The organism is Micromonospora sp. WMMA1998 (assembly GCF_027497375.1).
Lineage (GTDB): Bacteria > Actinomycetota > Actinomycetes > Mycobacteriales > Micromonosporaceae > Micromonospora > Micromonospora sediminicola.
The window spans coordinates 55,345-69,816 of record NZ_CP114911.1 but is presented as its reverse complement, the minus strand read 5'-3'; the positions used below and the strand labels follow the sequence as shown (position 1 = coordinate 69,816).

Sequence of the window (14,472 nt, the reverse complement as noted above, 5' to 3'; positions counted from 1 at the left end):
CGCCGGTCGCCGCGTCCCGCCCACCGGACAGGCCACCTCCGCGCGCTGATCTCCCACCAGGTGGCGGTGGTGTTAACAGGGGGCCCTTCCTCTACCGGAGGCGTTAAGAAGGGGCCCTTCCTTACCGCTGCACCGCAGCGCGCATCGCGGCGCGCGGCGCGGCGACGCCGGTGAAGTGCTCGAACTGCCCCACCGCCTGCGCCAGCAGCAGGTCCAGCCCGGAAACCACCCGGCAGCCGGCCGCCAGCGCCGCGGCGGCGAGCGGCGTCGGCCACGGGTCGTAGACCACGTCGAAGAAGACCGACTCCGGCCGCCAGTCGAAGTTGTCCGCGAGCGGGTCGGCGACACCCTTCGGCACGGTGGAGATCACCAGGTCGGCCCGGGCGTGCGCGGGCGCGCCGTCCCACTCCGCGCCGGCCAGCGGCACGCCGACCGCCGCCGCCACCGGGCGCAACTCGTCCACCGCCTCGGGCCGGCGGGCCACCACCGTCACCTCGGCCGCGCCGATCCGGGCCGCCGCCGCGATCGCCGCCCGGGCGGTGCCGCCGGCGCCGAGCACGGTGACCACCGCCCCGGCCACGCAGCCGGCGCCGGTGAGCACCTCGACCATGCCGGTCACGTCGGTGTTGTCGGCGTACCAGGTGCCGTCGGGCCGGCGTACCAGCGTGTTGGCGGCGCCGACGGCGGCAGCGACCGGCGAAACCTCGTCGGCCAGCGCGAGCGCCGCCTCCTTGCCGGGCATGGTCACCGACAGCCCGGCCCACTCCGGGCCGAGGCCCGCGACCAGGCCGGGCAACTCGTCCGCGCCGGCTTCGATCGTCGTGTACGACCAGCCGGTCAACCCGGTCGCCGCGTACCCGGCCGTGTGGATCGCCGGGGAGAGCGAGTGGGCGATCGGCTTGCCGACCACCGCCGCACGGTGGGGGGCCGCCATCAGATGATCCCGGCCTCCCGGGCCTTGGCCTTGTTCTGCTCGTGCTGTTCGGGTGTCTCCGCGAAGGCGGAGTGTCCCTCCTTGTCGATCGCCACGAAGAAGAGCCACTTGCCCGGCGGCGGGTCCAGCGCGCCTTCCAGGGCCTGCTTGCCCGGGTTGTTGATCGGCGTGGGGACCAGACCGGCCAGCTTGCGGTTGTACGGGTTCTTCGGGTTGTTCAGCTCGGACTCGGTCATCTGCTTGGAGGTCTTGGTCCGCTGCCCGGTCAGCTCCAGGTAGTAGTTGACCGTGACGTCCATCTCCAGGCAGTTGCACGGAAAGTCGCCGTAGACCCGGTTGTAGGCGACCCGGGCGACCTTGCCCAGGTCGTCCTTGTTGCCCGCCTCCGCCTGGGCCAGCGACGCGACGATCAACGCCTCGTAGGGCGCGATACGGCGGTCCGACTTCACCTTGTCGGCGTACTGCATCTCGCCCGTGACGGTGAGGAAGTTGTCCACCATCAGCTTGAGCACCGTCTCGGCGGTGGCCTTCGGCGGGATCTCGTAGGTGTCCGGGAAGAGGAATCCCTCGATCGAGGGCTTGATCTTCTTGCCGTCGGAGCGTTCGAACCACCAGTCCGGCACGCCGAGCGCGATCGGATCCTTCGCCGCCGTCTCAAAGTCCTTGACCGGGATGTCCGTCTTCTCGGAGAGCCGCTTGAAGACCGTCTTCGCGGTCAGCCCCTCCGGGATGGTGAGCCCGTTGACGACCCTGTTCTTCAGGTCGAGCATGGCCGCGACCGCCGCGTCACCGCTCATCTGCTTGCGCAGCTTGTACGTGCCGGGCTGGATGTTCTTGCTGCGCGAGTTCTCCTCGGCGGCCTCGATGAACGCCTTGGTGCTCTTCACCACGTCGGCGGCGACCAGCGCGTCGCCCATGTCGGCGATCAGCGCGCCCTGCTTGATCTCGACGATCGCCTCGCCGGTGCCGGAGCCGTCGTAGTCGGGGGTGACGAAGTAGTTCTGCACCCGGTCGAAACCGTAGAACGCGCCGCCGCCGATGCCGCCGAGCAGGATCAGCGCGAGCGCGAGGGCGAGGAGGGTCTTGCCCCGGCCGCCGCCGGACTTGCCCTGCCGCCGGCGCACCGCGCCGCGCCGGTGCCGGCCCTTCTCCCCCCTCTCCGTCTCGTCGAATCCCAGGTCAAGGTCGTCGATCATTGCGTCCGCCTCCGCTGTGCGTCCAGCCAGCTCTGCAGAATCTCCACCGCGGCGGCCTGGTCGACCACCGCCCGTTGGCGCTTTCCCCGGACGCCCCGTTCGGCCAGCCTACGACTCGCGACGACGGTCGACATCCTCTCGTCCGTCAGCGTCACCGGAATCGACCCCATTACATCGGCCAAACGGGTGGCGTAGGCCGAGACGTTCGCCGCCGCCGGGCCGTGCTTTCCGGCGAGGTTGACCGGCAGCCCGACGACGATCCCGACCGCCTCGTGCTCGGCGGCCAGCCGGACCAGCTCGGCCATGTCGGCGGGCACCGCGTCCGGCTCGGCGCTCAGGTCGCGGGCCAGGGTGACCAGCGGGGTGGCGAGGATGCCGTGCGGATCGCTGCGGGCCACGCCGACCCGGACCTGGCCCACGTCCACGCCCAGCCGGACGCCCCGGGCGAACTCGGTCATCCGCCACCTCCCCACCGGTACGGGCCAGGGCGGACCGGGAGGTCCGCCCTGGCGTCGATCAGTGCGCTCATGCCGCGTCCGCGACCGCCTTCTCCACCGTGACCAGCAGGTTCGACGCCTCCGTGGCGGGCAGGCCGCCGCCCTGCGCGAGGTCGTCGCTGCCGCCGCCCCGGCCGGAGAACGCCGCCTTGACCAGTTCCTTGGCGCTCAGGCCCCGCCCGCGTGCGGCCTGGTTGACGGCCACCACCAGCGACGCCTTGCCGTTCGCCCGGGCGGCCACCGCGACCACCGCCGGGCGGGCCGCGTCGATCCGACCCCGGATCTCCTGCGCGAGGATCCGCACGTCGTTGGCCGCCGCGCCCTCCGGCGCCTCGGTGCCCACGTACGCGACCCCGCGCACGTCCTTCGCCTGCGCCGCGAGCGCGCCGGCCCCGCCGAGCACGAGCTGGGCGCGGAGCTTCTCCAGCTCCTTCTCCGCGTCGCGCAGCTGGGTGACGGTCTGCTCCACCCGGTCGGCGACCTGCTCCCCCGGCACCCGGAACAACTCGGCCAGCCGGGACACCAGCAGGTGCTCGCGGGCCAGGAAGCCGAACGCGTCCATGCCGACGAGCGCCTCGATCCGGCGTACGCCGGAACCGACCGACGCCTCGGAGAGGATCTTCACCAGGCCGAGCTGGGCGGAGCGGGCCACGTGCGTGCCGCCGCACAGCTCCCGGGCGTAGTCGCCGACCTCGACGACCCGGACCCGCTCGCCGTACTTCTCGCCGAACAGGGCCATCGCCCCGATCCGGCGGGCCTCCTCCTGGCTGGTGACGAACGCGTGCACTTCCAGGTCGGCCAGCAGCACCTCGTTGACCTGCTGCTCGACATCGTGCAGCACGCTCGGCGCCACACCCGTCGGGGTGTTGAAGTCGAACCGCAGCCGGCCCGGCGCGTTCAGCGAACCCGCCTGGGTCGCCGACTCGCCGAGGAAGTTGCGCATCGTCTGGTGCACCAGGTGCGTCGCGGTGTGCGAGCGGGAGATCGCCCGCCGGCGCGACACGTCGATCTCGGCGTACCCGGTCTCGCCGGTGCGGACCTCGCCGCGCACCACCCGGGCCCGGTGCACGATCAGGCCGGGCACCGGCTGCTGCACGTCGAAGACCTCGACCTGGCCACCGCCGACCGTGATCAGGCCCTGGTCGGGCTGCTGCCCGCCGCCCTCGGCGTAGAACGGGGTGGTGTCGAGCACCAGCTCGACCGTGTCGCCCTCGACCGCCGCCGAGACCGCGGCGCCGCCGGACAGCAGCGCGCGCACCCGGGACTCGCGGTTCAGCTCGGTGTAGCCGGTGAACTCCACCGGGCCGCCGCCGTCGAGCACCGACCGGTACGCCGACACGTCGGTGTGCCCGGTCTTGCGGGCCTGCGCGTCGGCCTTGGCCCGGCTGCGCTGGTCGGCCATCAGCCGACGGAAGCCGTCCGCGTCGACCTGCAGGCCCTGCTCGGCCGCGATCTCCAGGGTCAGGTCGATCGGGAAGCCGTACGTGTCGTGCAGCTGGAACGCCTTGTCACCGGAGAGCGCCGGCTTGCCCGCCGACTTGGTCTCCGCGATCGCGGTGTCCAGGATCGTGGTGCCGGCGCGCAGCGTGGCGAGGAACGCGTCCTCCTCGGCGTACGCGTACTGGGAGATCCGGCCGAACTCCTCGGCCAGCTCCGGGTACGACGGGGCCATGCAGTCGCGCGCCACCGGCAGCAGCTCCGGCAGCGCCCGGTCCTGGTAACCCAGCAGCCGCACCGCCCGGATCGCCCGGCGCATGATCCGGCGCAGCACGTAGCCACGGCCCTCGTTCGACGGGGTCACGCCGTCGCCGATCAGCATCAGCGCGGTGCGTACGTGGTCGGCGATCACCCGCAGCCGCACGTCGTCCGGGTGCGACTGGTTGGCCGCGTGACCCGAGTGCGCGCCGTAGCGCTTGCCGGTCAGCTCGGCCGCCCGGTCCAGGATCGGCTTGACCTCGTCGATCTCGTAGAGGTTGTCCACGCCCTGCAGCAGCGAGGCCATCCGCTCCAGGCCCATGCCGGTGTCGATGTTGCGCGCCGGCAGGTCGCCGAGGATCGGGAAGTCCTCCTTGCCGACGCCCGGACCGCGCTCGAACTGCATGAAGACGAGGTTCCAGAACTCCAGGTAGCGGTCCTCGTCGACCTCCGGACCGCCCTCCCGGCCGTACTCCGGGCCGCGGTCGTAGTAGAGCTCCGAGCACGGGCCGCACGGGCCGGGGATGCCCATCGACCAGAAGTTGTCGGCCTTGCCCCGGCGCACGATCCGCTCGGTGGGCACGCCGGTGGCGCGCCAGATGTCGTACGCCTCGTCGTCGTCCAGGTAGACCGTCGCCCAGATCCGCTCCGGGTCCAACCCGAAGCCGCCCGCCTCGACCGACGTGGTGGCCAGGTCCCAGGCGAGCGGGATCGCCCCGTCCTTGAAGTAGTCACCGAAGGAGAAGTTGCCGTTCATCTGGAAGAACGTGCCGTGCCGGCTGGTCTTGCCGACCTCGTCGATGTCCGGCGTCCGGATGCACTTCTGCACGCTCGTCGCCCGCGCGTACGGCGGGCTCTGCTGACCCAGGAAGTAGGGCACGAACTGCACCATGCCCGCGTTGATGAACAGCAGGTTCGGGTCGCTGATGGCGGGCAGCGGAGCGGACGGCACCACGGCGTGCCCGTTCGCCTCGAAGTGGGCGAGGAACCGCCGCTTGATCTCCGCCGTCTTCATCGCTGGTGCTCCTCCGGGAAAATCTCTCGGTCGCCGATCCGCGGGTCCTCCCGCAGCTCGGCGAACTCGTCGTCGTACGCCTCGCCGCGGGCGAAGGCCTCGTGGATCTCCTGCTCACGCTCGGCCATACCGACCCGGACGTCGTCCACGAAGGCGCGCACCGACTCGACCAGCCCGCCGGCGGACTCGGACAGCCCGCTGGCGATGCCCGCCGGGGTGTACGCCTGCGCGGTCCGGGTGGCCTTGCGGACCACCAGGACGCCCACGGCCAGCCCGATGCCCAGCCAGAACAACCGCCTCATGCTCTCATCCTTCCGCGTACGCCGGCCGGGGTCAGCGGTTGCCGCGCCTGGCGGCCCGGCGCTGCTGCTTGATGGTGTCGCGCACCTCGCGCTCGGTCTCGGCGTGCCGGCGGGCGGAGGCGGCCTTGCGCACGCCGTAGCCGAACGCGGCCACCTTGACCAGCGGGTTGGCGGCGGCGGCGGAGACCACGGTCGCCAGGTTCGCCACGTTCGCGGTGACGTTCTGCGCGTGCGTGGTCATGGTGTCCACCTTGGCGAGCTGGAGGTTGACCCCGTCCAGCGAGGTCTGCACCTGCTCCAGCGCCACGTTGACGTTCTTCACCGTGGTGTTGACGTCCCCGAGCAGCGGCGCGGTGCGGTCGTTCAGGTCACCGATCATGCGGGTCGTCGCGTCGACGGTGTGCCGCAGCCGCAGGATCGGCACCGCCAGCACGAGCACCAGCATCAGGAACGCACCGGCCGCGATCAGCGCAGCGATCTCTCCACCACTCACGCGTATGTCCTCCTCAAGCAGTGTCCCGGCGCCGGACGGCTCCGGGACGCGCGACCGTCCCTACCCACTTCGCGCCACGCCGACCCGGTCACCGGGCGCGGGCGGGCGCGCCGACCCCAGACCCTACCGTCCGTGATGGAAGTCGGCTCACGACGGTGAGGGGGTCGGCTCGCCGAGCGGGTCGTCGGTGAGGGTCGGGTAGGGATCCTCTCCGGTGAGTGACGGATCGGTGGTCGGTGTCGGCCCGGTCCGCTCGTCGTCGATCGCGTTGCGGACCTTCACCGACACCAACGAGCCGGTGCACGCCGCCGCTGCGGGCGCGGGCGGCGCCGACGGCGCCGGTTCCCCGTCCACCGGCGGCGGGGTGCAGGCGGGGTCGCGGACCCACAGGTCGAGCGTGAGCTCGTCCCGACGCCAGCAGGTGTAGCTGCCCTCGACCTTCTCCTCCGGGCAGCGGTCGACCTTCCAGCGTCGCCAGCCGTCCTTGGCCAGGGCCGCCTCATAGACCGTCACCGTCTGCTTCCAGCCCTGCTCCGACTCGACCGCGCGTTCCCGCAGCCGGCAGTCCTGCAGGCACCACCGGCTGCCGCTGACGTTGTCGACCGTCTTGGTGGCCGCCCAGGACGGCACGTCGAGCGCGTCGAGGGTGTCGAAGACCGGGTCGCGGCTGAGTGTGCGCATGCCGAAGTAGAGCGGCACCGCGCCCAGCAGCACGAGGCTGACCAGGGCGAGGATGCCCATCCGCAGTCGACGCCGCTCGCGTACCTGCCGGCGCAGCTCGGACCGGGCGCCGCGCAGGCCGCCGGCCGCCGCGTCGTCGTCGGGGCCGGCCGGTCGCGGCGCCGGCGCGTCGCCGCCGCCGGGCCGGGTCCCCGCCGGCTCCCCCGGGGGTACGACCGCGGCGGCCCGGGCCACCGCCGGCACGCCCGGTCCCGGCCCCGTCGATTCGGGGGCGGGCGGAACGGCCCGGCCGGTGGTGCGCTCCTCCGGCCCGGCGGAACGGGCCACCCCGGCCGCCGCCCGAACGGGCGCCGGTCCACCGACCGGCCCGGGGGCGACCACCGGGCCGGCGGACGGTCCCCGGGTGCCCGGGCGGGGCGGACCGCCGGCGCCGGGCGCGACGGCGTCGTCGGGACGGACCGGTCCAGGCCCGTCGGGGCCAGACGGAGCGGGTCCGGGGCGGACCGGGGACGCGCCCCGGTCCGGGCCGGGACGCCCGCCGTCCACGCCGGGCGGGCGGCCGGCGGCGCGGGTCCGGTCGTCGGCCGGTCCACGCCCGCCGGGACGGCCGCCACCGACCGGCATGCCACCGGTCCGTTCGTGGTCACCGGGCGACGTGGGTCCGCCCGGCCCCATGGGACGACCCGGGCCGCCGGCGGCGCGGTCGCCGGCGCCCGGCGGCACCCCGGGACCGGTCGGGCCACCCGGGCGGTCACTCACCGGTGGCGCGCCGGGACGACCCGCGCGGTCACCCACCGGCGGGCCGCCGGGACGACCCGCACGGTCACCGGCGGCCGGGGCGACGCCCGGACGGGCCGGTCCGCCACCGGCCGTCGACGGCGCGCCGGTGCGGGCGGCGCCCCGGACGGGACCGGCCGGTCCGGGTCGGACCGGCGGCGCGGCCGGGCCGGGCTGCTCGGTGCGGGCCGGCGGCACGGCTGCCCCGGCACGGGCACCCGGCCCGCGGTCGGTAGCGCCGGCACGGGCACCCGGCCCGTCCGGCGGCGTGCCGGCCGGACGACGGGCGGCCGGCATGGCGGGGTCGGTGTGCGGTGTGCGACCGGCCTGCCGCAGCCAGTCGGCGGGGCGCTCCGGCCGCTGCGGTCGCGGCCCGCCGTTCTCGTCGCGGGCGGCCCGACCCGGTGCGGCGGGGACGGAACCGGAGCGGTCGGCCGCGTCGGCCGGGTCGGGCGCGGCGCGCCGGCCGCCGGCCGGGGTGCGGCGGGAGCCGGGCGCGGGCGTCGGGCCGCCGGACACCGGTGCGGCGGAACCCCCGCCGGGCATCTGCGGCGCGTTTCCGCTGCGCGGGACGGCGGGTGGCCGGTCCGGCTCGGCGGCCCGCCGACCGGCGCCCGAGACGGGCCGCGCGGCCGGATCGACCGGCGCGCGGTGGCCACCGGCGGCGGTCGGATCGTCCGGGCGGGCCCGCCGCCCGCCGGCGGAGGCCGCACGGGTGGCCGGGTCGGGGCCGGCCGGGTTCGGGCCGGCGCCCTCCGGCGCGGCGCGACGGCCGGCGCCGGACACCGGTCGCGTGGCGGCCGGGACGTCGTCGGGCCGCGCCCGACGACCCGCGCCGGACACGGGACGGACGCCGGAGTCGTCGGGCAGCGCACGGCGTCCACCGGGCACGGGCGGCATCGCGGGGTCGGTGCGCATCGGGTGGGTTCCGCCGGGAGCCTCGGCGCCGTGCCGGCCGCGCGGGGTGGGTGGCACCGCGACCGGTTGGTCGTCGCCGTCCCCGGGCCGGGGTCGACCCGGGGCGGGGTCGGTCGGCGCGCGCTCGGGTCCCCGTCGTCCGGCGGGCGGAGGGCCGGGCGGTGGGCCGGCGGGACGGCCGACCACCGGCGGTTGCGATCCGGTGGGCTCGTCCGTGCTCCGGCTGTATCGGGAACCGGCCGGCCGGGGCGCCTCGGGCACACCGGGCCAGGGACCGTCGACCGGGCGACGCGGGGCGGCCGGATCCGGTCCGCCCGGCCGGATCGGCGGCGCGGCGGGCCCGACCACGTCGGGGTCTTGTCGCGCGACCGGAGGACGCGGCCCGGGGCGGCCGCCGCCGGGGGTCTCCGGACCAGGGCGGCCTGCGCCGGCACGACCGGGCGAGGTGGGCATCTCGCCACCGGGCCGACCGGGCGCCGGGGGCCCGCCACGACCGGCGCCGGGGGGCGGCGCACCGGGACGACGGGATGTCGGAGGCATCGGCGCGCCGGGGCCGCCGGGCGGCGGCGTCATCGGGTCGGGGCGGCCGGCCGGTGGCACGGTCGCGTCCGGGCGGCCCGACGGCACGCTCGGGCCGGGGCGGCCCGACGGTGGCGCGTCCGGACGAGCGGCGGCGGGCGGGTGCGGCCGGCCGGGTACGGGCGGCGGAGCGGTCCGGGCGGCCGCCGGCGGCGGACCGGTCACCGGCGAGGACCCCGGTCCGACCGGCGGCACCGCCGCGCCGGGACCGGGGGGAGCCGGCGCGGGCGCGCCGGGACCGGCGCCCGGTCGGGGCGGTCGGCCCGACTCGGGCGCGGGTCCGGGCGGGGTGCCCGGGCCCGGTGGCCGACCCGGTCCCGGGACGGGGCCGGCACCGGACCGAGGACCCGGACCTGCCGGCGTCTCCCCCTCCGGGCCCAGCTCGCCCCGTTGCTGCTTGGCCGTGCGCAGGTCGTCGATCCAGCCGAACTCCTCGCCGGCGACGGCCGGATCCGGCTCCGCCTCGGCCCGGCCGCGCCCCCACCGGCGGCCCTTGGCCCGCGGATCGCGCCGCTCGTCGGGGCCGTCCGCCGGCCGCTCCGGACCACGCGCCATCACTACTGACCCCCCTCGGTGACGTCGCCGCCACCTTCGCTCGCCCCGCTGGCCTGCTCGGTGCCCCCCGCCTGTCCCCCGGTCGGGGCGCCCACCCCCGCCCGGGTCGCGGGTGCCGGCAACCCCCGGACGATCCGGCGCAGCACCGGCAGCCGGGTGGCGACGGCCCGCTCCGCGCCGTGCCCGGTGGGCCGGTAGTAGTCCGTCCCCACGAGATCGTCCGGAGCGTACTGCTGGGTGACCACCCCCCGGTGGTCGTCGTGCGGGTAGCGGTAGCCGGCCCCGTGCCCGAGGCCGCGGGCGCCGGAGTAGTGGGCGTCGCGCAACCCGCGCGGCACCGACCCGCCCCGCCCGGCGCGCACGTCGGCGACGGCAGCCCCGATCGCGGTGGTGGCCGAGTTCGACTTGGGCGCGGTGGCCAGGTGGATGACGGCCTGGGCGAGGTTGAGCTGCGCCTCGGGCAGGCCGACGTATTCCACGGCGTGGGCCGCGGCGGTGGCCACCGTCAGCGCGGTGGGATCGGCCATCCCGACGTCCTCACTGGCGAAGATCACCATCCGCCGGGCGATGAACCGGGCGTCCTCGCCGGCGACGAGCATCCGGGCCAGCCAGTGCAGCGCGGCGTCCACGTCCGAGCCGCGCATGCTCTTGATGAACGCGCTGGTCACGTCGTAGTGGGCGTCGCCGTCGCGGTCGTAGCGCACGGCCGCCACGTCGACCGCCTGCTCGGCCACGGCCAGGTCGATGCGGCCGGCGCCGAGCGCGGTCGCGGTGGCCGCCGCCGCCTCCAGCGCGGTGAGCGCCTTGCGGACGTCACCGCCGGCGAGCCGGACGAGGTGGTCCTCCGCCTCCTCGGCCAGGGTCAACGTGCCGCCGAGGCCGCGCTCGTCGGTCATTGCGCGACGCAGCAGCCCGCGCACGGCGTCGTCGTCGAGCGCCTGGAGGGTGAGCAGCACGCACCGGGAGAGCAGGGGTGAGATGACCGAGAAGTAGGGGTTCTCGGTGGTCGCCGCGAGCAGCGTGACCGTGCGGTCCTCGACGGCGGCGAGCAGCGAGTCCTGCTGGGTCTTGCTGAACCGGTGCACCTCGTCGATGAAGAGCACGGTGGGCGGGCCACCGGAGCGGCGCTGCCGCCGGGCGGTCTCGATCACGGCGCGGACGTCCTTCACGCCGGCGGTCAGCGCGGACATGGCCACGAAGCGCCGGTCGGTGGCCCGGGCCACGAGGTGGGCGATGGTGGTCTTCCCGCTGCCGGGCGGGCCCCAGAGGATGACCGACATCGGTGTCGCGCCCTCGACCAGCTGGCGCAGCGGCGCGCCGGGGGCGAGCAGGTGGTCCTGCCCGACCAGTTCGTCGATGCCGGCCGGCCGCATCCGGACCGGCAACGGGGAGTCGGCCCGGGCGGCGGTGAACCCGTCGACACCGCCGGAGCCCGCGGGTGCGCCGGGCGCTCCGGCGGGCTCGCCGAGGGTGAAGAGGGCGTCGGATTCCATCACGAGAACAGTACCGGGCCGGACCGACGGCGCCGGAATCGCGCCGCCGACCCGACCCGGGTGGTCGTTTCCGGTCAGCCGCGGCCCGGACGACGGCCGCGGTACCAGCGGCCGCCACCGCCACCGCGCGGGCCGGAGCCGACGCCGGCCAGGTAGAGCGAGAGCAGCAGGAAGCCGATCAGGCTGAGGGTCCAGTTGTTGAACAGGTCCGGCGCGCCGAAGTTGGTGTTCAGGAAGTCCAGCAGCAGCGCGAAGCCGAACACGATGGCCGCGAGAATGGCGAGCATGTCGTTCCTCCGGTGGGGGTTCCCAGTAGGTCGGCGAGGGATGTACCCGATCGGTCTGTTCGTCAATCTCCACCGTGGAACGGCTCGCCCGGGCGGGTGTCTAGGCTGACGACATGATCACTGCCGACCCGGCGCTGAACGGGCGCGAGGCCCTGCTCGCCGCCACCGGCCACCATCCGTACGCCCGGCACGCGCTCTGGCGTGACCAGGAGGCGCGGGGTTGGCGACGCGACGGCGCGGTGGGCTGGCTGCTCCCACCGGGACAGGGGCCGGCGGGCGGCGCGCTCGGCGCCGCCGGACCGGCGCTGGCGGTCTTCGCCGGTCTGCGGGCCGACGGGACGCTGCGGGCCGGCCAGTCGGTGCACCTGCCCCGGACCGCGCCGGCCGAGGTGGCCGCCCACCTTCCGGTGGCCCGCCTCGACGAGTGGGACTTCCTCTGGACCGCCGCGCCACCGCCGCCGCAGCCGGCGCAGGAGCGGGTGGTCCGGCTCACCGAGGCCGACCACCCCGCGCTCGCCGCGCTCGTCGAGGAGGCCTTCCCCAGCTCCACCTCCCGGCCCGGCGACCCGCGCGTCGTCGACTGGTACGGCATCCGGGACGGTGACCGCCTGGTGGCCTGCGGCGCGGACCGCAGCCGCGGCGACATCGGCTTCGTGGCCGGCCTGACCGTCGCGCCCGGGCACCGGGGCCGGGGGCTGGGCGCGGCGCTGACCGCCGGGATGGCGGCGGCGCTGTTCGCCCGGTACGACCACGTGGCGCTCGGCGTCTACACCGCCAACGTCGGCGCGATCCGGCTCTACCGGCGACTCGGTTTCAGCGGCACGGAGCCGCGCACCTCGGTCCACCTCGGCTGACCGGGACGGCGGTTCGGCGACGGGTGGCGGCCTCCGGCGCGGGTGTGCGGTGGCTACGAACCTGATGACCCGGATGGATCGGGGGGCACGCGTTCCCGCTCGCCTGAGCCGTTCGCGTCATCAGGTTCGTAGCCGGCGGCGACCCTACGGCCGACACCCGTCAGGCGGGCCGGTCGGCGGCGCCGGCCACGGCCGCAGGGTCCGGCGTCGGCACGCCACCCACCGCCCCGGTCACCGGACCCGCCGCCGGCCGCTCCGCCGCCTGGGCGTCCGCCCCGGGCCGGGCCGGTGTGGCGGCAGTGGTGGCACCGTCCGCGGCGGTCCGGCCGGCGCGCCAGGCCGGCAGGTAGAGCGGCGCGGCCACGGCGAGCACCACCGCGCCGACGAGCATGGCGGCCCCGACGCTCGTCGCGTCGGCGAGCGCGGTCAGCACCACCGCGCCGAGCGCCCCTGCCGCTCCGGCCATCATCGAGTTGAGCGAGAGCACGCTGGTCCGGTAGGCACCGTCGACCTGCCGGTGCAGCAGGCCCTGGTGCAGCGGGTTCGAGGCGCCGTGCACGGCGTAGCAGGCCAGGTAGGCCACGAGCACACCGACCGGGCCGGCCAGCAGGCCCATGCCGACCACCGTCGCGCCCTGCAGGATCCGCATCAGCGCGGCGGCCGGCGCGGCGCCGAGGCGGCGCAGCAGGAACGGGGTGAGCGCGGCCCCGGCCGCGTTGGCCAGCCAGGCCGCCGAGCCGGCGGGACCGAGGAGCGCGGCCGCCCGGTCGGCGTCACCGACCACCTCGGACAGCCGGACCGGCAGCAACGACTCGAACGTGACCATGCCGAAGCCCCAGAACAGCTCGACCGCGACCAGGGCCAGCAGCACCCGGTTGCGGCGCAGCAGGCCGACGGCCTGCCCGACCATCCGGGGCGCCTCGACCACCGAGGCGCGCAGCGCGGCCGGGCCGGAGGCGGGTCGCCGTTCGACCAGCAACGCCAGCAGCGCCACGATCGAGACCGCCTGGAGCACGATCGCGACCAGCACCGGCAGGGTCAGCGCGCTGACCGGGCCGACCGGCCCGAGCGCCACCAGGCCGCCGCTGAGCAGCGCGCCCGCGCCGATGGCGACGCCGACGACGGTGCCGGCCCAGCCGAGACCGCGCTCGTACTCGGCGGCCGGGTCGGCGGCCAGCGTGGCGTCGACGTACCAGGACTCCAGTGGGCCGCTGTCGAGCGCCCGGTAGAGGCCCTGCAACGCCCAGACCAGGAAGAACATCCAGAACGAGTCGGCCACCGCCATCAGCGCCAGCGAGGCGAGGCAGACCACCCAGGCGGCCAGCAGCACCGGTTTGCGGCCGAGCGCGTCGGCGAAGCCGCCGGTGGGCAGCTCCAGCGCCAGCACCACCAGGCCCTGCGCGGTGAAGACCAGGCCGATCTGGGACAGCGAGAGCCCGCGCTCCTGCATGAGCAGGATCATCACCGGGATCAGCAGGCCGGCGGGCAGCCAGCGCAAGCCGTAGAGGGTGAGGTAGCGGGACCGAACCTGGCGTACGGACAGCGCGCTCACGACTTTCCCCCGGCCGGCGGCAGCACCGTGCTGAGCGGGAAGGCGGCCAGGTAGAGCTGGACCATCTCGGCGTCGGGGTCGTCCGGGGCGGTCTCGTCCCGGTGCCGTTCGAAGACCGCGAAGACCTCGGCCTTGATCGCCTCCAGCCGGGCGGCCGGGATCCGCATGAAGAAGTCACCCATGCCGTAGGCGTCGCGCCAGGCGGGCGACCACTCGTGGCGCTGCGCGAACCAGCGCTCCGCGTGGTGGGCGAAGAAGCGGACGTAGTCCTCCTCGATCCACTCGATGGCGGCCCGCGCGTCCGGGTCGTCGTCGAAGTCGGAGGCCTCCCAGCTGGTGGCGTCGTGCGCGGCCCGCCAGTAGCGCTGCCGGCCGGTGCCGAGGTGCGGATCCTCGACCACGAGGCCCACCTCGGCGAGCTGACGCAGGTGGTAGCTGGTCGCGCCGGTGTTGGTGCCGAGCATCTCGGCGAGGGCGGTGGCCGTGGCGGGGCCACTGACCCGCAGCGCCCCGATCAGCCGCATGCGCAGGGGCTGGGCCAGGGCGCGCACCTGCCGGTGGTCGATACGCACGGCGCGGTCCTCCGTCCGCTTCTTCTCCTCCATGCAGTGCACAATATCTGTGCACACATCCTGTGCACAAGA

12 protein-coding genes are annotated in these 14,472 nt (G+C 75.5%); 1 reads left to right on the top strand and 11 read right to left on the bottom strand.

The genetic code is table 11. The features are described from left to right. Nucleotides 1-121 precede the first annotated feature (121 nt). The 9 genes from O7600_RS00325 to O7600_RS00285 all read right to left on the bottom strand — a co-directional run bounded on the left by O7600_RS00325 (nt 122) and on the right by O7600_RS00285 (nt 11,422). On the bottom strand, nt 122-934 hold the full coding sequence (locus tag O7600_RS00325) for a shikimate dehydrogenase (protein ID WP_281591732.1): 813 nt from the start codon (nt 932-934) through the stop codon (nt 122-124). Continuing rightward, entirely contained in the window at nt 934-2,130 is a 1,197-nt protein-coding gene (gene mltG, locus O7600_RS00320; protein WP_099161545.1) for an endolytic transglycosylase MltG, read from the bottom strand. The genes O7600_RS00325 and mltG overlap by 1 nt, the downstream gene beginning before the upstream one ends. Then, nucleotides 2,127-2,588: a Holliday junction resolvase RuvX gene (gene ruvX / locus O7600_RS00315; protein WP_091578075.1), complete on the bottom strand. Its 462-nt coding sequence runs from the start codon at nt 2,586-2,588 to the stop codon at nt 2,127-2,129. Before ruvX ends, mltG begins: the two co-directional genes overlap by 4 nt. Before the next feature lie 67 nt (nt 2,589-2,655). Continuing rightward, nucleotides 2,656-5,337 (bottom strand): alanine--tRNA ligase, encoded by a 2,682-nt coding sequence (gene alaS, locus O7600_RS00310; RefSeq protein ID WP_281591731.1) that lies wholly within the window; start codon nt 5,335-5,337, stop codon nt 2,656-2,658. Then, a complete protein-coding gene (locus tag O7600_RS00305) occupies nt 5,334-5,639 on the bottom strand; it encodes a DUF6167 family protein (RefSeq protein ID WP_091578080.1) in 306 nt (101 codons plus the stop codon). The genes alaS and O7600_RS00305 overlap by 4 nt, the downstream gene beginning before the upstream one ends. Nucleotides 5,640-5,670: 31 nt before the next feature. Then, complete coding sequence (locus O7600_RS00300; RefSeq protein ID WP_091578082.1) at nt 5,671-6,132, bottom strand: DUF948 domain-containing protein; 462 nt, start codon at nt 6,130-6,132, stop codon at nt 5,671-5,673. Between the two features lie 147 nt (nt 6,133-6,279). Beyond that, nucleotides 6,280-6,930, bottom strand: a complete 651-nt coding sequence (locus O7600_RS30085; protein WP_348651389.1) for a hypothetical protein — start codon at nt 6,928-6,930, stop codon at nt 6,280-6,282. A gap of 2,714 nt (nt 6,931-9,644) precedes the next feature. Next, nucleotides 9,645-11,135 carry a replication-associated recombination protein A gene (locus tag O7600_RS00290; RefSeq protein WP_281591729.1) on the bottom strand — a complete coding sequence of 497 codons (1,491 nt, stop codon included), beginning with the start codon at nt 11,133-11,135 and terminating at the stop codon, nt 9,645-9,647. Between the two features lie 74 nt (nt 11,136-11,209). Further along, nucleotides 11,210-11,422, bottom strand: a complete 213-nt coding sequence (locus tag O7600_RS00285; RefSeq protein WP_091578088.1) for a hypothetical protein — start codon at nt 11,420-11,422, stop codon at nt 11,210-11,212. 113 nt (nt 11,423-11,535) lie between these two features. On the opposite strand from O7600_RS00285, the gene O7600_RS00280 reads away from it, so the two are divergent. Then, nucleotides 11,536-12,276, top strand: a complete 741-nt coding sequence (locus O7600_RS00280) for a GNAT family N-acetyltransferase (protein ID WP_281591728.1) — start codon at nt 11,536-11,538, stop codon at nt 12,274-12,276. Between the two features lie 160 nt (nt 12,277-12,436). On the opposite strand, the gene O7600_RS00275 is transcribed toward O7600_RS00280, so the two are convergent. Next, complete coding sequence (locus tag O7600_RS00275) at nt 12,437-13,828, bottom strand: MFS transporter (protein WP_281591727.1); 1,392 nt, start codon at nt 13,826-13,828, stop codon at nt 12,437-12,439. Then, the gene (locus tag O7600_RS00270) at nt 13,825-14,433 is read right to left on the bottom strand and encodes a helix-turn-helix domain-containing protein (RefSeq protein ID WP_281591726.1); all 609 of its coding nucleotides are present in this window, start codon (nt 14,431-14,433) and stop codon (nt 13,825-13,827) included. Before O7600_RS00270 ends, O7600_RS00275 begins: the two co-directional genes overlap by 4 nt. Nucleotides 14,434-14,472: the final 39 nt, after the last annotated feature.